23 protein-coding genes and 2 tRNA genes are annotated in these 26,375 nt (G+C 68.9%); 17 read left to right on the forward strand and 8 right to left on the reverse strand.

Annotated features, from left to right (window positions below; translation table 11 throughout):
• Nucleotides 1-22: 22 nt before the first annotated feature.
• The 7 genes from LW840_RS02470 to LW840_RS02500 all read left to right on the forward strand — a co-directional run bounded on the left by LW840_RS02470 (nucleotide 23) and on the right by LW840_RS02500 (nucleotide 7,861).
• The gene (locus LW840_RS02470) at nucleotides 23-919 is read left to right on the forward strand and encodes an ABC transporter permease (protein ID WP_291276349.1); all 897 of its coding nucleotides are present in this window, start codon (nucleotides 23-25) and stop codon (nucleotides 917-919) included.
• On the forward strand, nucleotides 888-1,250 hold the full coding sequence (locus LW840_RS02475) for an FtsX-like permease family protein (protein ID WP_291276350.1): 363 nt from the start codon (nucleotides 888-890) through the stop codon (nucleotides 1,248-1,250). Before LW840_RS02470 ends, LW840_RS02475 begins: the two co-directional genes overlap by 32 nt.
• Before the next feature lies 1 nt (nucleotide 1,251).
• The gene (locus LW840_RS02480) at nucleotides 1,252-1,974 is read left to right on the forward strand and encodes an ABC transporter ATP-binding protein (RefSeq protein WP_291261967.1); all 723 of its coding nucleotides are present in this window, start codon (nucleotides 1,252-1,254) and stop codon (nucleotides 1,972-1,974) included.
• A gap of 10 nt (nucleotides 1,975-1,984) precedes the next feature.
• Nucleotides 1,985-3,499, forward strand: a complete 1,515-nt coding sequence (locus LW840_RS02485; RefSeq protein ID WP_291276351.1) for a hypothetical protein — start codon at nucleotides 1,985-1,987, stop codon at nucleotides 3,497-3,499.
• 153 nt (nucleotides 3,500-3,652) lie between these two features.
• Nucleotides 3,653-4,477: a DUF72 domain-containing protein gene (locus tag LW840_RS02490; RefSeq protein WP_291266137.1), complete on the forward strand. Its 825-nt coding sequence runs from the start codon at nucleotides 3,653-3,655 to the stop codon at nucleotides 4,475-4,477.
• Nucleotides 4,478-4,524: 47 nt separating this feature from the next.
• On the forward strand, nucleotides 4,525-7,152 hold the full coding sequence (glgB, locus tag LW840_RS02495) for a 1,4-alpha-glucan branching protein GlgB (protein ID WP_291276352.1): 2,628 nt from the start codon (nucleotides 4,525-4,527) through the stop codon (nucleotides 7,150-7,152).
• Nucleotides 7,142-7,861 (forward strand): SURF1 family protein, encoded by a 720-nt coding sequence (locus LW840_RS02500; protein ID WP_291266135.1) that lies wholly within the window; start codon nucleotides 7,142-7,144, stop codon nucleotides 7,859-7,861. Before glgB ends, LW840_RS02500 begins: the two co-directional genes overlap by 11 nt.
• Before the next feature lie 85 nt (nucleotides 7,862-7,946).
• Here LW840_RS02500 and LW840_RS02505 read toward each other — a convergent pair whose 3' ends face one another.
• The 4 genes from LW840_RS02505 to LW840_RS02520 all read right to left on the reverse strand — a co-directional run bounded on the left by LW840_RS02505 (nucleotide 7,947) and on the right by LW840_RS02520 (nucleotide 11,601).
• Nucleotides 7,947-8,957: an NAD-dependent epimerase gene (locus LW840_RS02505; RefSeq protein ID WP_291266134.1), complete on the reverse strand. Its 1,011-nt coding sequence runs from the start codon at nucleotides 8,955-8,957 to the stop codon at nucleotides 7,947-7,949.
• Between the two features lie 7 nt (nucleotides 8,958-8,964).
• Nucleotides 8,965-9,879, reverse strand: a complete 915-nt coding sequence (locus tag LW840_RS02510; RefSeq protein ID WP_291276353.1) for a DMT family transporter — start codon at nucleotides 9,877-9,879, stop codon at nucleotides 8,965-8,967.
• A complete protein-coding gene (gene mgtE / locus LW840_RS02515; protein ID WP_291261974.1) occupies nucleotides 9,876-11,288 on the reverse strand; it encodes a magnesium transporter in 1,413 nt (470 codons plus the stop codon). The genes LW840_RS02510 and mgtE overlap by 4 nt, the downstream gene beginning before the upstream one ends.
• A gap of 73 nt (nucleotides 11,289-11,361) precedes the next feature.
• The gene (locus tag LW840_RS02520) at nucleotides 11,362-11,601 is read right to left on the reverse strand and encodes a hypothetical protein (protein ID WP_291266132.1); all 240 of its coding nucleotides are present in this window, start codon (nucleotides 11,599-11,601) and stop codon (nucleotides 11,362-11,364) included.
• 75 nt (nucleotides 11,602-11,676) lie between these two features.
• On the opposite strand from LW840_RS02520, the gene LW840_RS02525 reads away from it, so the two are divergent.
• Genes LW840_RS02525 through LW840_RS02545 form a run of 5 tightly spaced genes read left to right on the forward strand, consistent with a single transcriptional unit; the run spans nucleotide 11,677 to nucleotide 16,966 of the window.
• Entirely contained in the window at nucleotides 11,677-12,597 is a 921-nt protein-coding gene (locus LW840_RS02525) for an NAD(P)-dependent oxidoreductase (RefSeq protein ID WP_291261976.1), read from the forward strand.
• Complete coding sequence (locus LW840_RS02530; RefSeq protein ID WP_291276354.1) at nucleotides 12,594-13,871, forward strand: cysteine desulfurase-like protein; 1,278 nt, start codon at nucleotides 12,594-12,596, stop codon at nucleotides 13,869-13,871. Before LW840_RS02525 ends, LW840_RS02530 begins: the two co-directional genes overlap by 4 nt.
• Nucleotides 13,872-15,155, forward strand: coding sequence for a hypothetical protein (locus tag LW840_RS02535; protein ID WP_291269956.1), 1,284 nt, complete (start codon nucleotides 13,872-13,874; stop codon nucleotides 15,153-15,155).
• Nucleotides 15,152-15,646 carry an acyl-CoA thioesterase gene (locus tag LW840_RS02540; RefSeq protein WP_291261979.1) on the forward strand — a complete coding sequence of 165 codons (495 nt, stop codon included), beginning with the start codon at nucleotides 15,152-15,154 and terminating at the stop codon, nucleotides 15,644-15,646. Before LW840_RS02535 ends, LW840_RS02540 begins: the two co-directional genes overlap by 4 nt.
• A gap of 48 nt (nucleotides 15,647-15,694) precedes the next feature.
• On the forward strand, nucleotides 15,695-16,966 hold the full coding sequence (locus LW840_RS02545; protein WP_291261980.1) for an MFS transporter: 1,272 nt from the start codon (nucleotides 15,695-15,697) through the stop codon (nucleotides 16,964-16,966).
• Nucleotides 16,967-17,202: 236 nt separating this feature from the next.
• On the opposite strand, the gene rnz is transcribed toward LW840_RS02545, so the two are convergent.
• A complete protein-coding gene (rnz, locus tag LW840_RS02550; protein ID WP_291261981.1) occupies nucleotides 17,203-18,141 on the reverse strand; it encodes a ribonuclease Z in 939 nt (312 codons plus the stop codon).
• Nucleotides 18,142-18,386: 245 nt separating this feature from the next.
• Here rnz and LW840_RS02555 point away from each other — a divergent pair, with 245 nt between their 5' ends.
• The gene (locus tag LW840_RS02555) at nucleotides 18,387-18,746 is read left to right on the forward strand and encodes a KGG domain-containing protein (RefSeq protein WP_291261982.1); all 360 of its coding nucleotides are present in this window, start codon (nucleotides 18,387-18,389) and stop codon (nucleotides 18,744-18,746) included.
• A gap of 112 nt (nucleotides 18,747-18,858) precedes the next feature.
• Here LW840_RS02555 and LW840_RS02560 read toward each other — a convergent pair whose 3' ends face one another.
• Both LW840_RS02560 and LW840_RS02565 read right to left on the reverse strand, forming a co-directional pair.
• Complete coding sequence (locus LW840_RS02560; RefSeq protein WP_291261983.1) at nucleotides 18,859-19,842, reverse strand: threonine/serine dehydratase; 984 nt, start codon at nucleotides 19,840-19,842, stop codon at nucleotides 18,859-18,861.
• 39 nt (nucleotides 19,843-19,881) lie between these two features.
• Complete coding sequence (locus LW840_RS02565) at nucleotides 19,882-21,399, reverse strand: deoxyribodipyrimidine photo-lyase (protein ID WP_291267618.1); 1,518 nt, start codon at nucleotides 21,397-21,399, stop codon at nucleotides 19,882-19,884.
• A gap of 156 nt (nucleotides 21,400-21,555) precedes the next feature.
• Between LW840_RS02565 and LW840_RS02570 the strand changes: the two genes are divergently transcribed.
• Nucleotides 21,556-21,628 (forward strand) — tRNA-Ala (locus LW840_RS02570).
• A gap of 732 nt (nucleotides 21,629-22,360) precedes the next feature.
• Here the strand turns inward: LW840_RS02570 and LW840_RS02575 are convergent.
• Entirely contained in the window at nucleotides 22,361-23,653 is a 1,293-nt protein-coding gene (locus LW840_RS02575) for a hypothetical protein (protein WP_291269959.1), read from the reverse strand.
• A 126-nt stretch (nucleotides 23,654-23,779) separates the two neighbouring features.
• Between LW840_RS02575 and LW840_RS02580 the strand changes: the two genes are divergently transcribed.
• The 3 genes from LW840_RS02580 to LW840_RS02590 all read left to right on the forward strand — a co-directional run bounded on the left by LW840_RS02580 (nucleotide 23,780) and on the right by LW840_RS02590 (nucleotide 26,342).
• Complete coding sequence (locus tag LW840_RS02580; protein ID WP_291276355.1) at nucleotides 23,780-25,486, forward strand: glutamine--tRNA ligase/YqeY domain fusion protein; 1,707 nt, start codon at nucleotides 23,780-23,782, stop codon at nucleotides 25,484-25,486.
• Nucleotides 25,487-25,615: 129 nt separating this feature from the next.
• The gene (locus LW840_RS02585; RefSeq protein WP_291276356.1) at nucleotides 25,616-26,182 is read left to right on the forward strand and encodes a Uma2 family endonuclease; all 567 of its coding nucleotides are present in this window, start codon (nucleotides 25,616-25,618) and stop codon (nucleotides 26,180-26,182) included.
• Between the two features lie 87 nt (nucleotides 26,183-26,269).
• Nucleotides 26,270-26,342 (forward strand) — tRNA-Gln (locus tag LW840_RS02590).
• Nucleotides 26,343-26,375 lie beyond the last annotated feature (33 nt).

The following is a 26,375-nucleotide window of genomic DNA, read 5'->3' on the forward strand; positions in this document are numbered from 1 at the left end:
CGCCGCGTACCGGATACTGCCCATGAGCATGCGTGCCACGCTGGCCTTTGCCACCTTGCGCCGCAATCCCGCGCGCACCGTGCTGGCCGTGTTGGGCATCGCCGTGGCGGCCGCACTGCTGCTCGACATGGTCATGCTGGCCACGGGCATGCGGGAAAGCTTCCGTTCGCTGCTGCTCACCCGCGGCTACCAGCTGCGTGTGTCCCCCAAGGGGACGCTCCCCTTCGACAGCGAAGCCACCATTGATGGCGCGACGGCCATCGTGACGGCGTTGCGCGCCAATCCCGACATCCGCGCCGTCAGCCCGGGGCTGGGGGCCACGCTGGCGTTGCCAGGCACGCGTTTCCCGTCCGTTTTTTCGCTCGGCCTCGAATCCGATGTGCAGGGCGACTACGTACTCGAAGGCGGGCGCGACCTGCCGCCGCCGTCCGACACCACCGCCAGCGCGGCCGCACCCTTGCCGGCGGTGGTGAACCGCGCATTTCTGCTGCGCAGCGGCTTGCAGCTGGGCGACACCCTGACGGTGGCCTCCGGTGTCGACGCGCAGCTGCGCACCACGGCGCGCGCGCGCGTGGTGGTGCTGACCGGTGAAGGCCGGTTCTTCTACGTGCCCGCCGAAACGCCGGTCATGGCTCTGCCCCTCCGCGACCTTCGCACCCTGCTGGGGAGCGCCTACCGCGATCGCATGTCCGTGGCCATGGCCGAGAGCCGTCGTGGCGACTCGGCCAGCGTGGAAGCGGTGCGCCGCTGGATCGCGCAGACGCAACCGCGCGTGACCGCCATCAGCACCGAAACCGCCATTCGGCAGGTTGAGGAGCGCCTCTCGTACTTCCGGCAGCTCGCCTTCGTGCTCGGGGGCCATCAGCCTCGGCATCGGCTTTCTCCTCGTGGCCACGCTCGTCACGCTGTCGGTGAATGAGCGACGGGGAGAGATCGCCGTCTTGCGCGCCATTGGCACGCAGAAGGGGGGCGTACTGCGGCAGGTCTTTCTCGAGGGCTTCATGCTGAGCGGCACCGGCATCGCGGGGGGGCTGCTGCTGGGGCTCGTGACCGCACGCTGGCTCAACGGCATCCTGCGAGACTTCCCCGGGCTGCCGGCCGCGTTCGATTTCTTCCTCTGGAGCCCCGAGGCGGCGTGGAAGTCCCTGCTCCTGCTGCTGGTCTCCGGAACGCTCGCCGGGCTGTTGCCGGCGTGGCGCGCCGCCTCCATTCCCATCGTGCGCTCGTTGCGCGAGGATGCCGTTGGCTGACATGACGCACTCCACACCCGCGGGCTCACGTGGCGAGGTGGTGATCCGCTGCGAACAGGTGCAGCGCAGCTACCGCATGGGTGATGCCCTGGTGCAGGCGGTACGCGGCATCGATCTGGAGATCGCCCGCGGGGAGTTCGCCGCCATCACCGGACCATCCGGGTGCGGCAAGAGCACACTGCTGCATCTCCTGGGGGCCATCGATGCGCCGAGCAGCGGGCGCGTGCTCGTGAACGGCCGCGACACCGCGCAGCTGGGCGATACCGAGGCCACCGACTTCCGGCTGCGGCACATCGGCTTCGTGTTCCAGCGCTTCTACCTCATGCCCACGCTGTCGGCCCAGGAGAATGTGGAGTTGCCGCTGGCCGAAGCGGGGATGGACCGGCGTGCGCGCCGTGCGCGTGCCGCGGAGCTGCTGGGCTACGTGGGGCTGGGTGACCGTCGGGACCATCGCCCCACGCAGCTGTCGGGCGGTGAGCAGCAGCGCGTGGCCATTGCGCGTGCGCTCGCCAACCGCCCGGCGCTGGTGCTCGCCGACGAGCCCACGGGCGAGCTGGACGCCGCTACCGGCGAGCGTCTGCTCGAGCTGTTCGGGCAGTTGCATCGCGACGGCACGACGCTGGTGTTCGTCACCCACGACACCGTCGTGGCCAACCGCGCGCAGCGCGTGATTCGCCTGCTCGACGGCCGGGTGTCGTCGGACACACGCCACGGTTCCGCTTGAGCACCGTGCCATGAACCGCGAACGGCTGGGCACCTCGTGGCTGCTGGCGTGGCGCACGGTCACGTCACGTCCGTGGCGTGCGCTGTTGCTGTGCGGTGGATTCGGCGTCGGGGTGGGCGTCATGGTGGTGCTGCTCGCTGTCGGCGAGGCGATGGTGCGCCAGGCCAGTCAGGAGCGACTGGTGGGCGGCGGCCAGATCACGGTGCTGCCGGAGGGAATCGATCTGGAGGTGCTGACCACCGGCGGGCTGGGCGGGCTGTTCTTCTCCGTGCCCAACGCACGCTTCGTGTACCGGCAGGTGCTCAGCAATCCGCGGCTCGCCGATGCGGTCACGGTGGCGGCGCCGCAGATGGAGGGGAAGCTGCTCTATCTCACCACGCCGGATGGCGTGGAGCGGGCCGTTCGGGCCACCGGCGAAGTGCCGTCGGCCACGCGGGCGCTCGGGGCAATGCCCGTCATCGCCGAGGGGGTATGGGACGATGATGCCGGTGACCTGCGCTGGACGCGTCCCACGGTGGCGGAGCTGCGGCATGAGATCGACCGCTTTCATCGTCCCGGCGACGGGCTGGCCAATGCCGATTCGTGGGGCGAGTGGCACTACTTCAACGTGCTCTCCCCCGATGCCTCGCGGTGGGCCTTCATCACGTTCCTCGTGGGCGGTGATGTGCGTGGGGAGCGGTGGGGAGGCCAGCTGCTCGTCACGTTGCACGAGCGTGGGCGGGCGCCGCGGCGCTTCGTCACGAACGTCCCGCGGGAGCAGGTTCGCTTCAGTCGTCGCGATGCCGATGTGCGGATTGGCGAAGGGAGCGTCACGGTGCTTCCCGACGGGCGCTACGCCATTCGCTCGGTGGGCCGTGAGCAGGGCACGGGGGCGTCGCTCTCCCTCGACCTGGTGGTGTCACCAGTGCCGCGCGTGGAGTTTCCCGGTGCCACGTTGGTGAGCGGTGACTTCACGTCGGGCTATGCGGTGCCGGCGCTGCGCGCCACCGCCACCGGCAGCATCTGCGTCGCGGCGCGCTGTGACCGCTACACCGACGCGCAGGCGTATCACGATCACAACTGGGGAAGCTGGCGCGGCGTGACCTGGGAGTGGGGCGCCACGCGCGCCGGTGCCTACACCCTGCTGTACGGACGCGTCACGCCCGAAGACACGGCAGGTGGATCGTCGCCGCTCTTCGTGTACGTGACCGACGAGCGTGGCTTCGCGGCCTTGTTCCGACCCCGGGCGGTGCACTACGACGATGCCCGCGTGGTGAACACGGCGGAGGGGCCGCTGCGCGTGCCGGCCACCGCCGAACTGTTCGACGTGCGCGACGCGGATACGCTGCGGCTGCAGCTCACGATCGACGACGCGGTGGCGACCGACACGCGCACGGGGCTCGCCGAGCGTGGCGAGGGCGATTATGCGCGCGGCCTCGCCCGACCGTGGTTCGTGCAAATGGCGGGCGAGGCGCAGCTCAGCGGACGCATTCGCGGCACCGTGCTCAGCGGGCGCGGGCGCGGCTTCTTCGAAACGTACCGCTGAGCCGTCCTGCCGTGCGTGGTCCCGGAATGCCGGTGCGTCAGCTCACGCGCGGGGTCACGTACTCACGCGTTTCCGGAGCGAGACGCGCGGAGTCCAGCAATCGGTGTGGCGAAACGACACGACTGGCGCCGGAATTGTCGCATGCGGTGGCCCATGCGTGAGACGGAATCATGTCCGGCGATTCGTCTCGGTACGCAAGGGTGGAACTACCCCGCGTGGATCGGCCCCTTCTATCCCGCGCACACGCGGGCCGTGGACTTCCTGCGCACGTATGCGAAGGCGTTCGAGGTGGTGGAGATCGACTCCACTTTCTATGCCATTCCTCCGGTGCGCACCGTGCGCGGGTGGGCGTCGCGTGTACCCGAGCACTTCGTGTTCAGCTGCAAGCTGCCGCAGGCCATTACGCACGAGCGGCGCTTTCGCGACAGTCGTGGCCTGCTGGACGAGTTCGCGGATCGCATGCGCGAACTGGGCCCGCGGCTGGGGCCCATTCTCATCCAGTGCGCGCCGGACTTCCTGCCGGCGCAGGGGAAGCCCTTCGCCGAGTGGCTCGCGGCGTTGCCTCGCGACCTGCGCTTCGCCGTGGAGTTTCGGCATCCATCGTGGGTGCGGCGACGGGTGCTGTCACTCCTGCAGGAGCACGGGGTGGCACTGGCGCTCAGCGACGGGCGATGGATTCCCCGGGAGTGGCTGCTGGCGCTCTGCGCGCACCCCACCGCCGACTTCGCCTACCTGCGCTGGATGGGCCCCGATCGCGCGATCACCGACTACTCGCAGCTGCAGGTGGACCGTTCCGCCGAGCTCGATGCGTGGGCGCGCATGATGCCGGTGTTGCAGGGGCAGGTCCGCGAGATCTTCGGCTTCGTGAACAACCATTTCGCGGGCCATGCGCCCGCCTCGGTGCGCCTGCTGCAGACCCGCCTCGGGCTTCCGACGGTGGACCCGGTCCGGCTGGGGGACCAGGCGTCGCTCTTCTGACGCCACGGGGGCACTTGCGGGGCGGTCGCGCCGCCTAGATTCCAGACATGACGACGACCCAAGTGCCGCCCGTGCCCTCCGACGCCGCGCAGCGCCTCGTGCGTGGGGAATCCATGCATCCGCACGACGTGCTCGGGGCGCACGCGGCCACGGTGGATGGCGTGCAAGGCGTCGTGGTCCGCGCGTTCCTCCCCCATGCGGCCGCCGTCTCCGTGCTGGTGGGTGAGCACGAGGTCGTCATGGAGCGTGACGCCACGGGTCTCTTCGCGGCCTTCCTCTCCGATCGCCGCGTGCCGTTGCGCTACCGGCTCGTGGTCACCGCCGGGGAGGGGGAACGCATCACCATCGATGATCCCTACCGCTTCCTGCCAACGGTGGGCGAGGTCGATCTGCACCTCTTCAACGAGGGGCGGCACCTGCGCCTCTGGGAGAAGCTGGGATCGCATCCCATGGTGGTGGACGGGGTAGCCGGAACGGCCTTCGCGGTGTGGGCGCCCAATGCGGAGCGGGTGAGCGTGATCGGCACCTTCAATCGTTGGGACGGGCGCGCCCACACCATGCGCATGCTCGGCACGAGCGGCGTGTTCGAGCTGTTCGTGCCGGGGGTTGGCGCCGAGGCGTTGTACAAGTACGAGATCCGTACGCGCACGGGGGCTACGCGCGTGAAGACCGATCCGTACGCCCACAAGCTGGAGCAGGCCCCGGGGTTCGCGTCCATCGTGCAGGACCGCAGTGGCTATGTGTGGGGCGACGGCAGCTGGCTGGCACAACGCACCGAGAGCGAGCCGCTGCGCGAACCGATGCTGGTCTACGAGGTGCACCTGGGCTCGTGGTTGCGTGGCGATGACGGGCGCGTGCTCAGCTACGGCGAGATCGCGCCGAAGCTGGCGGAGCATGTGCGCCGCATGGGGTTCACGCACGTGGAGCTGCTTCCCGTGCAGGAGCATCCGTTCGGTGGCTCGTGGGGCTACCAGGTGGGCGGGTACTTCGCGCCCACCTCACGCTTCGGCACACCCGACGACTTCCGCCATCTGGTGGACACGCTGCACCAGGCGGGGATCGGCGTGCTGCTGGACTGGGTACCGGCGCATTTCCCCAAGGATGACTGGGCGCTGCGCCGATTCGATGGCACGGCCTGCTACGAGCACGAGGATCCGCGGCTGGGCGATCACCCCGAATGGGGCACGCACATCTTCAACTACGCGCGGCACGAGGTGCGCAACTTCCTCGTGGCGAACGCGCTGTACTGGATCGAGGAGTTCCACATTGACGGGCTGCGCGTGGATGCGGTGGCGTCCATGTTGTATCTCGATTACGGCCGCGAAGCGGGGCAGTGGCTGCGCAACCGTCATGGTGGCCGCGAGAACCTCGATGCCGTGGGATTCCTCAAGCAGCTCAATCATGCCGTGCAGTCGCTGCACCCCGGCGTGATCACGGTGGCCGAGGAGAGCACCGCGTGGCCCAAGGTCACGGCGCCGATCAGCGAGGGCGGACTGGGCTTCACCTTCAAGTGGAACATGGGGTGGATGCACGACACCCTCGACTACTTCCGGGTGGATCCCTTCTTCCGCAAGGGTGCGCACGACAAGATGACGTTCGCGATGTGGTACGAATACAGCGAACGGTTCGTGAATCCGCTGTCACACGACGAAGTGGTGCACCTCAAGAAGTCGCTGCTGGAGAAGATGCCGGGCGACGTGTGGCAGAAGCTGGCCAACGTGCGGGCGCTCATGGGCTATTCGGTGACGCGTCCCGGCAAGTCGCTTTTCTTCATGGGCATGGAGCTGGGCACGCACCACGAGTGGAATCACGACGCGAGCCTGGAGTGGCACCTGCTGGAAGACCCGCGCCGGCGCGGGCTGCTGGAGTACGTCTGTGCCCTGGGCGCACTCTACCGGCAGCTGCCCTGCCTGTGGCGCGGCGATCATGAGCCGAACGGTTATCGCTGGATCGATGTGGCCGATCGCGAGCAGTCGGTGTTTTCGTATGCGCGATTCGACGGCCTCGAGCATGCCGTGGTGGTGCTGAATCTCACGCCGGTGCCCCGTGCCGACTATCGGCTGGGGGCGCCAGCGCGCACCGGCTATCGCGTGGCGCTCAACTCCGATGCGCCCGAGTTCGGTGGCAGCGGGTACGCGGCCACGGTGTCGGCGTGCTCCGATGCGGTCCCGTACCACGGCTTCGAGCAGTCGTTCACGGTGTCGCTGCCACCGTTGAGCATGCTGGTGCTGGTGCCCGAGGCGCTGCCGCAGCCGGCGGCGTCCGATGCGCCGGCATTGGCCGAGGCGAAGTCCGAGCGCAAGCCCGCGAAGAGTAAGAGGCCCAAGGCGGAGAAGCCGCCGAAAGCAGCCAAGCCGCCGAAAGCAGAGAAGCCGCCCAAGGCAGAGAAGCCGCCGAAGGCAAAGAAGCCGCCCAAGGCAGAGAAGCCGCCGAAGGCAGGAAAGCCGCCGAAGGCAGAGAAGCGCTCGAAGGCGGGGGAGCCGCCGAAGGCAGAGAAGCCGCCGAAGGCCGTCAAGCCGGCGAAGGTGGAAGGGCGGCCCAGGGCGACCCCGGCGTCGAAGTCGGCGAGCGTGGGCACGCCATCCCCCTCGCCGGCTCCCGCCGCCACGCGGGCACGCACGCCGCGCCCGCGCCCGCGCCCGGCCCCTCCTGCTCCGCCGGCGCATGAGCAGTAAGGCGAAGACCATCGCGTTCGGCCTGCTCACGGCCGTGGCGGTGGGCGTGTGCGTGCGGCTTGGCCTCTGGCAGCTCGACCGGCTGCAGCAGCGACGCGCGCAGAACGCGATCGTGGCGTCGCGGGGCGCGGCCGACCCGCTGCCGCTGGCCGCGTTGCAGGGGCAGGACACGAGTGTCACGCATTGGCGGCGTGTGCGCATCGAGGCGGTAGCCGACTACGCCAACGAGCTGGTGCACGCCACGCGCACCCAGAACGGGTCGCCTGGTGTGCATCTGCTCACACCGGTGCGCCCACTCGACGGCAGCTGGGGGGATACCGCGATTCTCGTGTTGCGCGGCTATCTCTACGCCGCAGATGGCCGCACGGCCGATTTCGCCAAGGCGCGTGAGGCCGATACGCTGCGTCTGGACGCGGTGCTTACCTCGTTCCCGCCCAAGCGCGGCGGCCAGGCCACCATGCAATCGTCACCGCGGGCCATGCGACTGCTCGACCGCGATACGATCGGCACGCTGGTCGGCCGGCCGGTGGCGCCGTTCGTCCTGCTCGCCCTCGGCGACACCATCATGCAGGACATCACCCGCCCCACGCGCGTGCCGCCACCGGCCATCAACGATGGGCCGCACCTGTCGTACGCGCTGCAGTGGTTCTCCTTCGCCACGGTCTTCCTGGTGGGCTTCGTGGCCTTCGCCCGCACGCGGCGGCGCTGACCGCGCGGTGGCCACGCCACCGGGAATCACGATCCGTACCCGGTGGAGTCCGGGCGGCCAGTGCGAACGGCAGGTAGCGGGGGCGCTACGCGCCGTAGTACGCCCGGTACCACGCCACGAAGCGCGCGACGCCCGTTTCAATGGACGTCTTGGGCGCGAAGCCCACGTCCTGCTCCAGCGCCGCCACATCGGCGTAGGTGGCCGGCACGTCGCCCAGCTGCATGGGCAGCATGTTCTTCACCGCGGTGCGCCCCAGCGCCTGCTCGAGCGTGCCGATCAGGTGCATGAGTTCCACCGGATTGTTGTTGCCGATGTTGTAGATGCGGTACGGCGCCTTGCTCGTGGCGGGATCGGGGCAGTCGCTGTCCCACACCGTGTTGGGCGGGGCCGTATGGTCGCTCGTGCGAATCACCCCTTCCACGATGTCGTCGATGTAGGTGAAGTCGCGGCGCATCTGGCCGTGGTTGAACACGTCGATGGGGCGCCCTTCGAGGATGGCCTTCGTGAACAGGAAGAGGGCCATGTCCGGGCGTCCCCATGGGCCGTACACCGTGAAGAAGCGCAGCCCCGTGGTGGGCAGCCCGTACAGGTGGCTGTACGTGTGCGCCATGAGCTCGTTGGCCTTCTTCGTGGCCGCATACAGCGACAGCGGATGGTCCACGTTCTGGTGCACCGAGAAGGGCATCGCCGTGTTGGCCCCGTACACGCTCGACGAACTCGCGTAGGTGAGATGCTGCACGCCGTGATGGCGGCACCCTTCGAGGATGTGCAGGAACCCCACCAGGTTGCTGTCGATGTACGTGTGCGGATTGGTGAGGGAGTAGCGCACCCCCGCCTGCGCGGCCAGGTTGATGACCTTGTCGAACCGCTCGGTGGCGAAGAGTCGCTCGATGCCGGCGCGGTCGCCCAGGTCCAGCTTCACGAACGTGAACCCCGGCTGCCCCTGCAGTCGCGCGAGGCGCGCGGCCTTCAGCGTGGGGTCGTAGTAGTCGTTGACGTTGTCCAGCCCCACCACCGTGTCGCCGCGCGCCAGCAGGCGTTCGCTCGTGTGGTAGCCAATGAAGCCGGCCGCGCCGGTGACGAGAATCTTTGCCATCGTGGGATTATGACGATCGAGTTGGCGCGGACGCCACCGGACGTTGCAGCAGCAGCACGGCGGCCATGATGGCCGCGCCGCCCACCAGCGTGCCCGTGCCGACGGGCTGCGCCAGGAGCACCACCCCCAGCAGCGTCGTCCAGAAGGGTTCCACCGTGCTCGTGATGGCGGTGCGCACGTTGCCGAGGATGCGCAGCCCCGCCAGAAATCCCACGAAGGCGCCGGAGGCAAGCACGCCCTGCAGCACGCTCGCGCCCAGCGCCACCGCATCGGGTATGGCGAACAGCGTGCCCGACAGCATCGACCACGTGGCGAAACAGAGTGTCCCGCCCACGCAGATCGCGCGCGCGACATCGAGCCCGTCGCGCCCGCGCTGCAGCCCGCTGAGGACGGGGATGTACAGTGCGTAGACGAGCGCCCCCGACAGGATGACGGCCAACCCCACGGGCGAGAGGGACGCGGCGCTGGGTGCGCCCACCATGGCCACGATGCCGCCCAGTGCCAGTGCGAGTGCCAGCAGCCGCGACCCGTCGAGGGGCTCGAGACCACGCACCGCGGTGATCACGGTGACCCACGCGGGGTACGTGTAGAACAGGAAGCTGGCCGTGGCGGCGGGCAGCCAGCGCAGCGCCGCGAGCGCCAGTGTGGCCACGATGGCCTGTCCGCCGCCGGCCATGAGCAGCGTGCGCGGATGATACCAGGGGGAGAGCCCCGCCGCCGGCGCAGGCGGACGCCACCAGCCGTACGCCACCACCAGCGCCGCGCTGGCGAAATAGCGCCAGCTCTGGATACTCTCGAGCGCCATGCCACGCTCGGTGGCCACCACGGTGAGCGGCGAAATGGAGCCGAAACAACAGGCGCTGAACACCACCGCCAGCGTACCGCGCCAGATGGCGCGACGCGCCGCAGGCGATGCACTCACAGCAGCTTGCCGGCGAGGAACAGGTAGGCCACGCTGAAGTAGAGGCTGATCGCCGACACGTCCACGATGGTGGCCACGAACGGCGCCGACGCGCTGGCCGGGTCGAATCCGATGCGCTTGAGCAGGAAGGGCAGCATGGACCCGCTCAGTGAGCCGATGGTCACCACGGCCACCAGCGTCGTACCCACCGCCATGGCAATCCACCACGCATGCACGCCGTAGTCGTAGAGCCCGAGCATGTTCCACGCCACGATGCGGATCATGGCAATGACGCCGATGATGAACCCCAGGATGAGCCCGGCCGGCAACTCGCGCAGCACGATGCGCCACCAGTCGCCCAGGCGCACCTCGCCCAGCGCCATGGCGCGGATGATCAGTGACGTGGCCTGCGACCCCGAGTTGCCCCCCGAACTCATGACGAGTGGAATGAACTGCGAAAGGAACACGGCATCATCGAGGCTGTGCTCGTAGCGCGCCATGACCGAGGCGGTGAAGAACTCGCTCATGGCCAGAATGGCCAGCCAGCCACCGCGCTTGCGCACGTTCTGCCAGAGCGAGATCTGCATGTAGGGCTCCTCGAGCGCCTCCATGCCGCCGAATTTCTGCGCGTCCTCGGTCTGCTCTTCCTGGATGACGTCAATGACGTCGTCCACGGTGACCACGCCCAGCAGCCGCTTCTGCCCGTCCACCACCGGCAGCGCCACCAGGTCGTAGTTGGAGGTCACCTGCGACACCTCTTCCTGCGCGGTGTCCGGCGACACGCTCACCACTTCGGTCCATGCGTGCTCGCTGATGCGCGAGCCTTCCGGCGCCGCCAGCAGCTCGCGCAGCGACAGTACCCCGCGCAGCCGCCCCGCGTCGTCCACCGTGTAGATGGTGTACATGGCCTCGCGCCGGCCACCGCGCGCCATGGCGCGCACCGCCCGCAACGACTCTTCCACCGTGAGCGTCTCCAGCACGCTCACGAACTCGGTGGTCATGAGGCCACCGGCGGTGTACGGATCGTACTGGAGCAGTCGCTCCGTTTCGGCCTTCTCCGCCGGCTCGAGCTCCTGCAGGATCTCGTCGGCCGTCTCCTCGTCGAGCTCCTCGAGGGCGTCGGCGCGCTCGTCGGGGTCCATCTCGGCGACGATTTCCGCCGCCTCCCCCGCCGGCAGCTCCTCGAGCACCTGGGTGCGCAACTCCTCGTCGAGGTACTCCAGCACCTCGGCGGCGCGCTCGCGCGGCAGCGCGGCCAGGAACGCCCGCACCGCGGCCTCCGGCATGGCCTCCGCCACGTCGGCGAGGTCGGCCGGGTGCATCTCCTCCGTCTGCGGGCCGATGCTCTCCGGATGCTCCTCGAGCAGCTCGAGCAGGTCCGGCACGATCAGCGCCGCGAGCGGCCGGTCTTTGTCGGAACGAGGCGTCATGGGCGAAGCGGCGGCGGGTCGGGCGCAAGTTAGTGTGCGCCTCTCCGGGCGCAAAGCGACGTCCGCGGCCGGCCTACAGCACGGGCAACGCGCCTTTCTCCACCGTGATGTTCACCACCCGGACCCCGGCGTGGTCCAGACACGCGTCCAGCAGCTGCCGGTCGATGGGTCCATCGGTCTCCAGTACGGCCCCCTTCATGGACACCTCGGCGTGCTGCACCCCCGGGACGGCCGTCAGGGCCGTCCACACGGCGCGCACGGCGTGCACCGAAAGCAGCCCCTCGATCTGCACGTGGATGCGAAGTCGTGGCATCTTTCAATCTCGGCGCCACCCCACGGCTTCTCAACGGGGACCGGGTGCCGACTGGTTTCCCTCGAGCATGCTCCCATGCCACGTGTCGCGTTTCTCGGTCTCGGCGCCATTGGAACTCCCATGGCGCGCCATCTCGCCCGTCCCGATTTCGCCCTCGCCGTGTGGAACCGCACCACGGCCAAGGCCGAGGCGTTTGCGGCCGCGCACGACGCGCGCGCCGTGGCCACGCCGGCCGAGGCCGCCCGCGACCGTGACGTGGTCGTGACCTGCCTCCCCGTGTCGCGGGATGTCGAGTCGCTGCTCGCCGGCCCGGACGGCCTGCTGGCCACCATGCCGGCCGGCTCCGTCCTCGTGGACTGCACGTCAGGCGACGCCGCCACGTCTCGGCGGATCGCGGCCACCCTGGCCGAGCGCGGCATCGGCTTTCTCGACGCCCCCGTATCGGGCGGGGTGAGCGGGGCGGAGCAGGGGACGCTCACGGTCATGATTGGCGGTGATGCGGACACGCTGGCCCGCGTGCACCCTGTCATCGCGTGCTTCGGGAAGAAGATCGTGCACTGCGGCGCCGTGGGCGCCGGGGATGCGCTCAAGGCGGTGAACAACGCACTGCTGGCCATGCACATCTGGGGCACCGCCGAGGGGCTGGTGGCGCTGGAAAAGGCGGGGGTGAAGGCGGAGGTGGCGCTCGATGTGATCAACACCTCCAGCGGGCGCTCGAACGCCAGCATGCATCTCTTCCCCGAGCGGGTGCTCACGCGTGCCTTCCCGCGCACGTTCCGGCTGGCGCTGCTCGACAAGGACGTGGGCATTGCCGCCGAGCTGGCGCGCGAGCAGCGCCTTACCGCCCCGCTGCTGCAACTCACGGCGGAACTGTTCCGCATGGCCCATCACGAGCTGGGCGAGGAGGCCGATCATGTGGAAGCGGCCCGCGTGGTGGAGCGGCTGGGCGGCGCCATCATTGGTGGCACGGCGGCCACCGGGAGTGCCACCGCATGAGCGCCCCATCGGTTCCGTCGCACCTGTCCGACGGCAGCGCGAACGTGATTGCCAGCCTTGACGCCATTCGTGCCCAGTTTCCCGCCCTCGACCGTCGCGAGGGCGATCAGCTCGTGGCCTACTTCGACGGGCCGGGTGGCACGCAGGTGCCGCGCAGCGTGGCCGACGCCATGACGCACTACCTGCTGCACCATAACGCCAACACGCACTGGGCCTATCCCACCAGCGTGGAGACCGATGCCCTGCTCATGCAGGCGCGCGAAACGCTCGCCGACTTTCTGGGGGCGAGCGCGGGTGAGATCGCGTTCGGTGCCAACATGACCACGCTGCTCTTCCACGTGTCGCGGGCCATCGGTCGCGCTCTGCAGCCGGGCGACGAGATCATCGTGACCGAGCTCGATCACCATGCCAACATTGCGCCGTGGCAGGCACTGGCCAGGGAACGGGGGGCCGTACTGCGCTGGCTGCCGCTCGATCTCGACAGCTTCCGTCACGAGGCGGGCGCGTTCGAGCGATTGCTCAGTGAGCGCACGAAGGTGGTGGCGCTTGGTGCCGCCTCCAACATCCTGGGCACGGTGAGCGATGTGCCGCGCCTGGTGCAGCTCGCCCGCGCCGCCGGGGCCATCACGGTGGTCGATGCCGTGCACTATGCCCCGCACAACCTGGTCGACGTGCAGGCGCTGGGCGCCGACTTCGTGCTCTGCAGTGCCTACAAGTTCTACGGACCGCATGTGGGCGTGGTGTACGGCCGCGCCGAGGCGACCGCCGCCCTCGACCTGCCGCGTCTGGAACCCGCGCCCGACTGGGTCCCGGAGTGCCTGGAAACCGGTACGCAGAACCACGAGGGGATCGTGGGCGCCGCCGCCGCCGTGGAGTTCCTCGCCGGGATTGCCGGCGATGTCACGACCTCGCGCCGCGACCGGCTGGCCGTTGCCATGCACGGGTTGCACGAGCGCGGCGAGCAGCTGTTCGCCCAGCTGTGGGACGGTCTGGCGGCGATCGACGGGGTCACGCTGTACGGACCCCGCCCCGGTACGCCCCGCACGCCCACGCTGAGCTTCCGTGTGCGGGGGCACGACGCCGAGTCGGTGGCGCGCTTCCTTGCACCGCGCGGCGTGTATGTGTCGCACGGCGACTTCTACGCCACCACGGTGGCGCGTCGGTTGGGGTATGAGCAGGAGGGCTTCGTGCGCGCCGGCTGTGCCTGCTACACGAGCGGCACCGAGGTGGCGCGGCTCGTGGATGGCGTGCGTACACTGGTCCAGGGGCGCTGAATGCGCGTTCCGGTCGGTCGATTGCGGGGAGGGGCGCAGGCGGCATCACGCGCGGCCCGGGTGCTGGTGATGGGCGCCTCCACCGCCCTGGTCGTCGCCGCGTTGGCGGCATGTGGAGAGCCGGCGGCCCGCGGCCAGGCGCTGCCCGCGGCCGAGTTTCTCTTTGCGGCGGGTGACTCCACCTATTGGGTACGCAGCGGCGGCGAAGGGATGCGGGTGCGCAGCGCGCCCATCCTGCTCACCGACGTGGATGGGCGCCTCATCGAGGTGTTTCTCTCCGATGATGGCGCGGAGTATCCCAGCGCCTCGTTCGCCACGACCCGGTTGTGGGCGCGCGCCCTGCAGTCGCGCGACAGCACGCTGCTCTTTGCCGACAGCACGGTCATGCGCGAGCTGTCCGCGTGGCGCAAGGCCAACCCGCGTGAGCTCGAGATCGATCCCAACGACGACGACGCGCCCGATGACCCGCGGACCGTCGTGCACGACGGGATCGAGATCATCGATGTGCACGGCCCGTATCTCACTTTCGAGCACTTGCTCGACGCTGACATTGATGGTGGCCCGCCGCACCAGCATCGCGGGCGCCGCTACGTGGTGGATGTGCGCAGCGGGCATGTGAACAGCCTCGCTGAGCTGCTGGGTGCCGAGGAGGCGCGGGCGGTGATGCTGGCCGCGCAGGCATCGCTGGCGCAGCTCACCGACAGCATTCGCCAGGCTGGTGCCGCCGGTGACGAACGGGCGCAGGCCGCCGTGGAGACCCTTGGCAGTTTCGTCTTCGACAGCGGCAGCTTCGGCATCACCGATCTAGCCCGCGAACCGGCCGTCGCGTTCATGGTGCCGGGGCAGGCCACCGATGGCGAGGCGCTGGCGCTGTATCTGCCCCCCATCGGCGTGCGCGCGCCCACCTGGTGGCCGTCGGTGCGCGGCACGCTGCCGGAGTGGAGCGCTGATTCGTCGCGGGCGCGCTGGGAGCGCGGGGCCTATGATGTGACTGCCGTGCCCGCACAGGACGGGGACCTGCTGGGACTGTCGCTCAGTGCGCGTGGGGTCACGACCTCGCGGCGCGAGTGGCCGGTGGCCACGGTGGCTGCCCCGGTATACCAGCTCATTGCCCTCGAGCAGCCGCCGCTCGACAGCGCCGGCCGCGCGGCGCTCGCGCGCGCCTTCGACCGGTCCACGGCGCTCGATGGCCTCGTGCAGCGAGCCTCATACCGCCGCACGCCGCGCCGCCACGATGCCGTGCGCCTGCGCGTGCGCCGCGCCGCCTTCTCCGTCCAGCCATGACCGTCCGACCCGCCCGTCCCGTCGCCCACTCGCAGCACGAGACGAGTGAACTCATCATGCCGCAGGATGCCAACATCCTGGGCCATGCCTTCGGTGGCGCCATCATGGCCATGGTGGACAAGGCGGCGGCGGTCGCGGCCTTCCGTCATGCCCGCACGGCCTGCGTTACCGCCTCCATCGACCGGGTCGACTTCCGAGAGCCCATCCACGTGGGCGACCTCGTGACATGCAAGGCGTCGGTGAACTTCGTGGGCACGACGTCCATGGAGATCGGCGTGCGGGTGGAGGCCGAGGATCTCATCAACGGCACGAGGCGGCACACCAATACCTGCTACCTCACGTTCGTGGCTATCGACCGCAACGGGCGCCCGGTGCCCATCGCCACGGTGACGCCGGAAACCGAGGAGCAGCGGCGGCGCTATGACGCGGCGCAGGCCCGTCGCCGCCGCCGCCTCGAGGAGCGCCAGGACGAGGCCCGCGGCGCGTCGTAGGGAACGTGCCACGCCCGCGCGCGCGCGGATCTGCGACTATGTTGCCGCATGTCCGCTGACCAGATCGGCGAGGCGCGCGATACCTTCGCCGCGCTCCGCCTGCCCAATTTCCGTCGCTACATCCTCGCGCTGTTCACGCTCACCCTGGGCATACAGATCCAGGGGACGGTTGTCGGCTGGCAGGTCTACGATCTCACGAAGGATCCGCTGGCCCTCGGCCTGGTGGGGCTGGCGGAAGCGCTGCCGGCGATCAGCATGTCGCTGTTCGCCGGACATGTTGCCGATACGCACGACCGGCGCCGCATCGCCTTGGCGGCGCTGTCGATGCTGGTGGGGTGCTCGTTCGCGCTCTGGTGGCTGGGGCTTCCCACCCCCGTGGGCGACACGCCGCTCACGGCACCCGCACGCGTGCGCTCCATCTACGCCGTCATCGTGGTGAGCGGTGTGGCGCGCGCCTTTCTGCAGCCGGCGCGACAGGCGCTCAGCGCCGAGTTGGTTCCGCGTACGCTGTACAGCAATGCCGTCACGTGGCGCAGCGGCAGTTGGCAACTGGCCGCCGTGCTGGGGCCGGCGCTGGGCGGCCTGCTGTACGCAGCGGGTGGCATCACGCTCAGCTACGCCGTGGATGCGGTGCTCATGGCGTTCGCGGTACTGGTGCTCTTCTCCGTGCGCCATCGCTCGCCCCAGCGCGAGCGGCGCGATGAACCCGTGCGCGTGGCCATTCTCGGCGGGTTGCGTTTCGTCTTTCGCGATCCGCTGCTGCTGAGCGCCCTGTCACTCGACCTGTTCTCGGTGCTCTTTGGCGGTGCCGTGGCGCTGTTGCCGGTCTTTGCCGGCGAGATACTGCAGGCCGGCCCCACGGGGCTCGGGTTGCTGCGGGCGGCCCCCGCGGCGGGGGCGGTCGTGTCGAGCATCCTGCTTACGCGCTTCCCGCCGTTTGCGCATTCGGGGCGCAATCTGCTGCTCGCCGTAACCGGCTTCGGGCTGTGCACGATTGGCTTCGGGCTCAGCCGCAGCCTGCCGCTCTCCATGGCCTTCCTCGCGCTGGGCGGCGCGAGCGACATGGTCAGCGTGGTCATTCGCAGCCTCATGCTGCAGATGCGCACGCCCGAAGCGCTGCTGGGGCGCGTTTCCAGCGTGAATCAGATCTTCATTGGCAGCTCGAACGAAATCGGGGCGTTCGAGAGTGGCATCACTGCCCGGTGGTGGGGAGCGGTGACGGCGGTGGTGGTGGGTGGGGTGGCCACCCTAGGCGTGGCGGCCACCGTGGCGTGGCGGGTGCCGGCGCTGCGCACGCTGAAGTCGCTCAAGGGACACTGAGCGCGCCGATAGTCGGACGGTCGGACGGTCGGAGGTGGGATTGCCTGCCCGAAGTCGGAGGCCCGAAACGGCGGCCCGAGGTCTGAAACCCGAGTGGTGGCGGGCAGCGCCGCGCGCGCCACCACCACCCCTCCTCCTCCGGCCTCCGACTTCCGAACGCCGTTTCCCGACTCCGATTTCGGGCACTCATCCGACTTCCGATCTCCGGCCAATCCGGCCAATCCGACCGTCCGACCTTATCCGAACCGTACCTCCTCTTCGGTAAGCGCCAGCTCCACTTCGTACCCGTCCTTCGCCACCGTCGTATTGGCGAACACCAGCTTCGCTTCGCGCTCGAGTTCGCGCGCGTTTTGCGAGTAGCGCGCCGAGATGTGGGTGAGGGCGAGCCGCCGCGCGCCCGCGGCCTTGGCCACTTCGGCCGCTTCACGCGCCGTGCTGTGTCCTGTCTCCACCGCACGGGCCACTTCGTCGTCGGCGAAGGTGGCTTCGTGCACGAGCAGGTCGGCGTCGCGCGCTGCCTCAATGGTGTTGGCACAGGGGCGCGTATCGCCGGTAATGACCACGCGCCGACCGCGTCGCCGCTCGCCCACGAGCACCCCCGGATCGATCACGCGCCCGTCGTCGAGGGTGATCTGCTCGCCCCGGTGAATACGCCCCCACAGCGGCCCCTCGGGGATGCCAAGCTCCCGGGCCAGGTCGGGGTTGAAGCGGCCTTTCCGTTCCTCCTCGACCAAGGCGTAGCCCAGCGAGGTGGACGGCCCATGATCCACGGCGAAGGTGTCGATCCGGTACTCGCCGCGGGACAGCGTGGCACCGGCATCGAGCTCGGTGATGTCCACGGGAAACGTGGTGCGTTCGCCACCAAGACTGATGCACTGACGCAACACTCTTCCCGCGCCGCGGGGGGCCCAAAGCCGTAGCCGTTCGGTGCGCCCTTGCAGGGCCATCGTACGGATGAGTCCGGTAATCCCCAGAATGTGGTCGGAGTGCGTGTGCGTGAAGAACAGGTCTTCGAACGAAAAGGATACGCCGTAGCGCATCATCTGGCGCTGCGTGCCTTCGCCGCAGTCGAACAGCAGAGTGTGCCCTTCGCGAATGACGGCGAGTGACGGGACGCCTCGTTCCGCGGTGGGGCGGGAGGCGGCGGTTCCGAGAAAACGGACGAGCAGCGGCATGGGTCGAATATAGACCGGTGCCCCGCGGACTTCGGCAGGATGCCGGTGGCGTGACGGTGGGCTGACGGCCCCGGGTTTGCGTAGGCTGAGGGTGCCGGTATCGGGGCCGAAGTACGGCCCGAGGTTTGCAACATCGGTTGACGGTATTCACGGGGAAGTGCTGGCCGTGTGACGGTGCCCGACGCGGGGTGACCGGAGCGGCCCTCTTCCGCCACTGACATTCACTTCCGGAGGCCGGGGGGCGTATGACCGGAAAAAGCCGACGCGGGTTCGCGTCAATGGATCCCACGCGTCAGCGCGAGATCGCCAGCAAGGGTGGGCGCGCGGCCCACGAGAAGGGGACGGCGCACGAATGGTCGTCCGACGAAGCACGGGAAGCCGGGCGCAAGGGCGGTGTGACTGTCAGTCGCGACCGGGCCCACATGGCCGCCATTGGCCGTGAGGGTGGGGAATCCCGCAGTGCCGCGGCGCGTCAGGCACGCGTTGCGCGGGCAGGAGATCGTGAGATACCGCTGCAGGTGGCGCGGGACGGCGGGGCGTCGCCTGTGGTGTCCGACCGTCCTCGCCCAAGCATCACCCATGCCGACGAGTCGTCGGCGCGCTGACGGCACGGGGGCGTGGCATGACCGTCGCGCTCCCTCCAGTGGCGAACCGGGGCCGGGCCACCGCAGGGTGGGCCCGGCCCGTTGTACATCCGGCGTTGCGCCCGGCGGGCGGCTACCCCGGGTAGCGCGTCGTGAGCGCCTCGAGTCGGGACGGGTCGATGTTGCGACCGCTCACCACCGCCACCAACGGGCCGGCCGGCGCCGTGATGTCGCCATGGCGGAGGGCGGCTACGGTCACCGCCCCTGCCCCCTCCACTGCCATGCCGGTGGTGCGGTGCAGCCACGCGATCGTTTCTCCCAGTTGCTCTTCGGTCACGAGCAGCAGGTCGTCGGCGCAGGTGCGCCCAATGTGCAGCGCCTCATCGTCGATCTGTCCCGCCAGCCCGTCGGCCAGCGTGGGGGTGACGGGGGTGTCCACCACCCGTCCGGCGCGCACGCTGCGCGTCATGGCGGCGGTCTCCTCACTTTGCACGCCAATCACGCGCACGTGCGGCGCAAGCTGACGCAGCACGCCCCCCATGCCGCCCAGCAGACCACCACCGCCGGTGCAGATCAGCACCGTCTGCATGGCCGGCAGCTGCGCCAGCAGCTCGAGGGCCACCGTGCCCTGCCCGGCGAGCAGGTCGAGCCCCAGGCACGGGTTGATGAAGCGAATCCCTTCGCGTGCGGCGTGCGCCCTGGCCATCACCATGGCCACGTCGTAATCGGCCGCTTCGTCGTTTACCGTGGCACCCAGCGCCCGGATCCCGTCCTTCTTCACCTGCGGCGCGTTGGCCGGCACGTACAGCATGGCGGGCGCACCGAAGGCGCGCGCCGCATACGCCACGCCCAAGCCGTGGTTGCCGGCGCTCGAGGCCACCACGCCCCGCGCGCGTTCCTCCGCCGACAGGCCGGCCAGCACGTTGTACGCGCCGCGCACCTTGAACGAGCCGGTGGGATTCTCCAGCTCGAGCTTGAACCAGACGTCCACGCCCAGCGTCTGTGACAGCCCGTCGTGCCGCACGAGCCGGCTGGGTGGCAGAAACGAGCGCAGCCGTTCGGCGGCGGAGCGCACCGCCGAGACTGCGGGAATGATGGCCGGATCGAGTGGGTGCATGCAGGAATTGTAACGGTGCCCGCCACCCGATGCGTTCATTTACAGCAGTCGCGACCCCCGCACGCGGGCGATGTAGCCCTCCACATCGAACTTCATCTTCGCGCGATGCGTGACCATGGGGCGCAGCCCGCCCCACACCGGCTTGTTCCCCCACGGGCGATCCCAGAGCCCGAGGCACCACATGATGCCGCCCACGCTGTTGGGATCACGCCCGTCCAGCGCGTACTTGTCGTTGAGGTGAAACATCCAGGTGCGCGCCTGCTCGTAGCTCTCGGTCCAGAGCAGGATGGTCTTGCCCCAGAGCATGCGCGGATAGTTGTGGATGATCCCCTGCGTCACGAGTTCGTGCTGCGCGGCATTCCACAGGCGGTCACCGGTGCGCGCCTCCTCGAGTGTCTCGAGATCGTACCGCTGCGGGCGCGGATCGTTGACGTGTTCGGCCATGGTGCGCTGCACCCAGTCGGGGAGCGCACTCAGCTGGTCGAAGTGGCGCGTGCGGACGCACCAGTTGTAGCTCAGCTCACGCCACGTGGTGACCTGCTGCACGAAGGCCTCGAGGTCGGCCGCCGACGCGCCCACCGCCTCCCGCGCCGCCCGCGCCTCACGAATCACGCGCGCCGACGCGATGTGGCCGTAGTGCAGGTAGGGCGAGAGGCGCGAGGTGCCCTCGCCGTTGCCGGCCTCGTTGCGCTGGGTGTCGTAGTGCGTGAGCCCGTGCTGCAGGAACTGCGCAAAACGCGCCTGCGCCGCCACGCTGCCCCCTGGCTGCGCCACTGCGCCCACCAGGTGGTCGATCTCGCACGCCGCCACGACGCGCGCGATGTCGTCGTCGGTCATGGTGGCCAGCGGGAGCACCGTGAGCCCGCCCCCGGCGGCCACCGTGTCGCGCAACGAGGCCCGCAATGACTCGCTCACGGGCACCCGCGGCATCCCCTCCGCCACCGGTTCCAGCACCTGATCGAGCAGCTTCGCGATCTTGGGGCGAATGGTGCGCGCGGCAAACTCCGGTTTGGTGAAGGTGCCGCTGGGCACCGTGCACACGCTGTCGACGGCCAGCACCCGGCAGTTGACCCGCTCGCCAAAACGCTCGGTCCGTTCGCGCACGCCGGCGGTGGGGTAGAGGTCGGTGATCACGGCGTACGCGCGCGCCGCGAGCCGATCGAGCACGCGGCGGTCGTCGTCGCGCCGCGCCCGCAGCACGAACTGGTAGTGCAGTCCCAACTGCGCCGCGTGACGTGCCGTGTCGCGCGCCCCCTGCAGGATGAAGGTGTGATGGCGATCGCTGGCGTGCGGATAGGTGGGGTCGAGTCCCTGATGAATGACCAGCGGTCGCTGGACGCGATTGGCGGTGCGGATGGCTGCCCGCAGCGCCCAGTTCTCATCGAGGCGATGCGTGGACTGCATCCAGTACAGCACGTACTCGCCGTCGGGGTGATACGTCTTGCCGTTCACATCGAGGGTGCGCGGCACCAGCTGGTCGCGCACGTACTCCGACTCGAAGGCGTGCGCGCCCGCGGGGTTCGCCCCGTAGGGCAGGGAAGGATGGGCGCGATTCATCGTGCGGGTGAACGCCCCCAACGGTCCGGGAGTTGCCACCGGCGGCTTCGGCCGGCGCCGTTCCGCTTGACTTCCCCTTGCCACCCGCTACCTTCCCTTTCGTTACCCGATGGGCCCCGCGCCACAGGAGCGGGGCCTTTGTTGTCCGGGTCACTTGGGGCTGTAGCTCAGCTGGGAGAGCGCTGCATTCGCATTGCAGAGGTCAGGGGTTCGAGCCCCCTCAGCTCCATCTGCCGGAACCTTTTCAGGCTTCTGGGTTACGGAACGGGAACCGGTTCGTGACGAATCCGGCACTGGCGTGACGGTGGAACACCCTGCATCGTCCAGTGTACACAAGACAAGCCCGCCGCCGTTCGGTAGGACGGAGAGTTCCAATGACGGCGCGCGTGGCAGTTTTCGAACCCCGACAGCTTGGCTGGTCGGGGTTCTTTGCTTTCTCACCTCGGGGAGTCGGATGGGTCGGACTTTTCCGAAGTCGGACGTCGGACACCGGACACCGGATGCGTGCCCGAAATCGGAGGCCGGAACCGGCGGTCGGATGTCCGAGGCCGGAGTAGAGGCGTCCGGTACCCCTCTCCGACACGCCATCTGCCCTCCGACTTCCGGGCAGCTCAATCCGTCCTCCGACTTCCGACCGCCCGTTCGCGCCTCCGAATTCCGGCATCCATCGACATCCGCCCTCGGCGGAATCGGATTGGTCGGATTCCTCCGAGGTCGGATGTCGGACGCCGGATGCGTGCCCGAAATCGGATGCCGGAAACGGCGGTCGGATGTCCGAGGCCGGAGTGGAGGCGTCCGGCACCCCCTCGCCGATACCCAATCCGGCCTCCGCAATCCGGCCTCCGACTGCCGGCCTCTGGGCAGGTCAATCCGTCCTCCGACTTCCGACCGCCCGTTCGCGCCTCCGAATTCCGGCACCCATCCGACATCCGATCGTCCGACCATCCGACCATCCGAGCCGTTACCCCGCGAGAGCGGCCATGTCCGCCCGCATCGCCCGGAACAGCTCCACCAGGAACCGGTTCTCCTCCTCCTCCACGCTGCCGGCGAAATCGCTCATGGCGGTGAAGCCCAGGTTCCCCAGCCAGCGCATGATGGCGCTCTCCTTGACCGCCACATCGACCACGCGTTCGCTGATCGTTTGGCCGGCGGGGCCGGTGCGCAGCCCCAGCTTGAAGAACACGCCGTTCCCCTCGAAGGGGTGGCGGATGGCGCTGCTCAACAGCCGTTCGGCAATGAGCGGCAGGTGCCACTTGGGCTCGCGGGTGAAGCGCAGCTGCCAGGCCCGCTCGCGCGGCGTGTCCACGTGCACGAACTCGCCCACGAGATTCGATACCCCCACCGAGAAGAGCCCCAGCTTGGCCATGGCGTCCACGGTGAGGATGAGCGTGTCGGGCATGGGGCGCGCCGCCCCGACGAGCGGCTGCAGCGTGCCGTTGCGCGTACGGAAGCGTACGGTGAGTACGCGGTTCACCGCCTGCGCATCGAAGTAGTCGCCCGCCAGACGGTCGGAGAGACGAAACCGGTAGCGCGCGGGTTCCACGTACTTCTGCAGAAAGCGCGCGTAGGCGGGATAGCTGGCGGCGATGTCGCGCGCAGTGATGCGGATCTGCATGGCCACCAGCGTGGAGCCGTCGACCTGCGAGGTGGTCACGATGCTGTCGATGGTGAGCAATCGGCCGAGCGCCCCCACGGTACGCGGAAACGCATCGCGATAGTCGACGCGCATGGCGCTGCCGGGGCGTTCGGCGCTGGCGAAGAACGCGCGCGCCACATCGTTCAGTCGTTGCGGGGGCATGGTGCCCACATGGTGCTCCACTACGGTGTGCCAGAACCAGTCATGCTCCTGCCGCTGCGTCACCGCAATGCGGTGGCGCTGCTCTCCCAGCCGCGTGGGGAGCGGCGTGTCGCGCCGCGCCACGAACTGGAACTGGTTGTTCACCAGACTCGCCTGCCACTCGGCGACGCGGTCGGCGCCCGTGCGCGTGGTGCGCATAGCCGTCCAGATCGCGGTATCGTTGGCCAGCTTCGACGGCGCGAAGGCATAACGCGCAATGCGCATGCGCCCGTGCAGCACCTTGGGCTGCCGCGTCACGTTGGTGAAGCGCGCCTCGAACGCCCCCACGAGGCCGTCGAAATGCCGCTGCGCGCCGCGTGGGTCACCGTCGTGCGCCAGCGCGGCCGCCCGGCACCCGGCAAGCAACGGCAGGGTGAGGGCGGTGACGAGCAGGACGGATGCGGCGCGGCGGGGCATGGGGGGACGGGAGCAGGGAGCGGCGGGCAGGGGGCAGGGAGCGGGGACCAGGCAACCGATAGCGGGGCGACCGCCGATGTATACCCGCGAGGATTAGATTGACGGGTCCTCCTTACCCGTACATACGTGTCCGATTCTTCGATTTCCGACAACTCCTCGGCCCCGCGCCGTGACTTCATCCGCGACATGGTGGCGGACGATGTCGCGACCGGCCGTTTTGGTCGTGCCCCCGCCACCCGCTTCCCGCCGGAGCCCAACGGGTTCCTGCACATGGGGCACGCCAAGAGCATCTGCCTCAACTTCGGCATTGCCCAGGAGTTCGGCGGCACCTGCAACCTGCGCTTCGACGACACCAACCCGGCCACGGAAGACATCAGGTACGTGGAGGCCATTCAGCGCGACGTGCAGTGGCTGGGGTTCCAGTGGGACGGGCTCTACTATGCCTCCGACTATTTCGAGAAGCTGTACGAGATCGCCGAGCTGCTCGTGCGGCACGGCAAGGCGTATGTGGACGACCAGAACGAGGAGCAGATCCGCACCAACCGCGGCACGGTGACGAGTGCGGGCACTCCCAGTCCGTGGCGTGACCGCACGGTCGAGGAGAATCTCGACCTGCTGCGTCGCATGCGGGCGGGTGAGTTCCCCGACGGGGCAAAGGTGCTGCGCGCGAAGATCGACATGGCGCATCCCAACATGATCATGCGCGACCCGCTGTTGCTGCGCATTCGCCATGCGCATCACTATCGGCGCGGCAACGACTGGTGCATCTACCCGCTCTACGACTTTGCGCACGGGCTGAGTGACGCCATCGAAGGCATCACGCGCTCGCTCTGCACGCTCGAGTTCAAGGACGCGCGCGAGATCTACGACTGGCTCGTGCGGGAGGCGGGATTCGAGAATCCGCCCACGCAGATCGAGTTCGCGCGGCTCGAGCTGGATTACACCGTGCTCAGCAAGCGCAAGCTGCTGCGTCTCGTGAATGAGGGGCATGTGACGGGGTGGGACGATCCCCGCATGCCCACCATCGCCGGGCTGCGCCGCCGCGGCGTGCGCCCCGAGGCCATTCGCGCCTTCGCCGACGTGATCGGCGTGGCGCGCAAGGATGCGCGCGTGGAGATCGCCACCTTCGAGCATGCGGTGCGCAACGATCTCAACATGGAGGTGCCGCGCCGGCTGTGCGTGCTGAACCCGCTCAAGGTGGTGCTCACCAACTACCCCGAGGGGCAGGTCGAGCAGCTCGAGGCGCAGGACTATCCGCACGACGTGCCCAAGACGGGCAGCCGCACCGTGCCGTTCTCGCGCGAGCTGTACGTGGACCGTGACGACTTCATGGAAGACCCGCCGAAGAAGTTCTATCGGCTGGCGCCGGGTCGTGAGGTGCGCCTGCGCTTCGGCTATTTCATCACCTGTCAGGAGGTCGTGAAGAACGACGCGGGTGAGGTGGTGGAGTTGCGCTGCACTTACGACCCCGCCACGCGCAGCGGCAGTGCGCCCGACGGGCGCAAGGTGCAGGGCACCATTCACTGGGTGAGTGCGTCGCACGCGGCCGACGTGGAGGTGCGTCTCTACGACCGTCTCTTCGCGCAGCCCGACCCCGATGACGTGCCGGAGGGGCAGGACTTCCTGAGTGCACTCAACCCGCAGTCGCTCGTGGTCATCCAGCACGCCAAGGCCGAACCCGGTGTGCTCGACGATCCGCTCGGCTCGCGCTATCAGTTCGAGCGGGTGGGCTATTTCTACGCCGAGCCGGAGGGGAGCACGCCGGAGAAGCGGGTGTTCAACCGCATCGTGGGATTGCGCGACAGCTGGGCCAAGGAAGTGAAGAAGGGGTGACGCGGCCGCTGGCGTTCTGGTGATTCGATCAGCGTAACGGGGGTGACGGGGTTCCGTCGCCCCCGTGGCATGTTGGGGCATGATCCCGCCGAGTTGCGAAAATCGCCGAGGGCCGAGCAGACTATGGGTATGCCAATCGCGCAGGAACGTCGCTGGTCTGTGGAAGACGTCTGGGCGTTGCCGGACGACGGGAATCGCTACGAGACCGTGGATGGGGAGCTCCTCGTGAGCCCCATGCCTCGGTTCGTGCACCAGCGGGCAGTGACTCGGCTGGGGGCGGTGCTCATCGAGTACGTCGATCGACAGCATATTGGCGAGCTGATGTTTTCTCCGTACGATGTCGTCCTCGACCCCTTCACGCTGCTGCAGCCCGACGTGCTGGTCATTCGTCCGGTAGGGATTGAGGTGGTGCGTGGCGAAGCCCCGCCGCCGGCGCCCTTTCTGGCCATCGAGGTGCTATCGCCCACCACGGCCCGTGCCGATCGGATACGGAAGCGGCCGCGCTACCAGCGGGCAGGCATCGAGTGCTGGCTGGTGGATCTCGACTCGGAGCTGGTGGAACGCTGGACGGCCGAGTCGGAGCGGCCGGAGGTGTGCACGGAGCGGTTGGTGTGGCAACCGGCTGGTGCCGGGGCACCGTTCTCCCTCGACGTGGCGGCGTTCATGCGTGAAGTCGTCGGCCCCCGCGCGGAGTGAGGGCATCTGGAGGCGTCGCCCCTTCCACTTGGGTCCGGGCGGCGTATATTTGACGGCTCATCGGTCCACTGGGCCGGTGAAGCCAGCTGCCCCTTAGCTCAACTGGCAGAGCGTCTGACTCTGGATCAGAAGGTTCCTGGTTCGACCCCAGGAGGGGCAATTGCAAGCGCCGCCGTCACTTACGTGATGGCGG

The organism is Gemmatimonas sp. (genome assembly GCF_021298855.1).
GTDB lineage: Bacteria > Gemmatimonadota > Gemmatimonadetes > Gemmatimonadales > Gemmatimonadaceae > Gemmatimonas.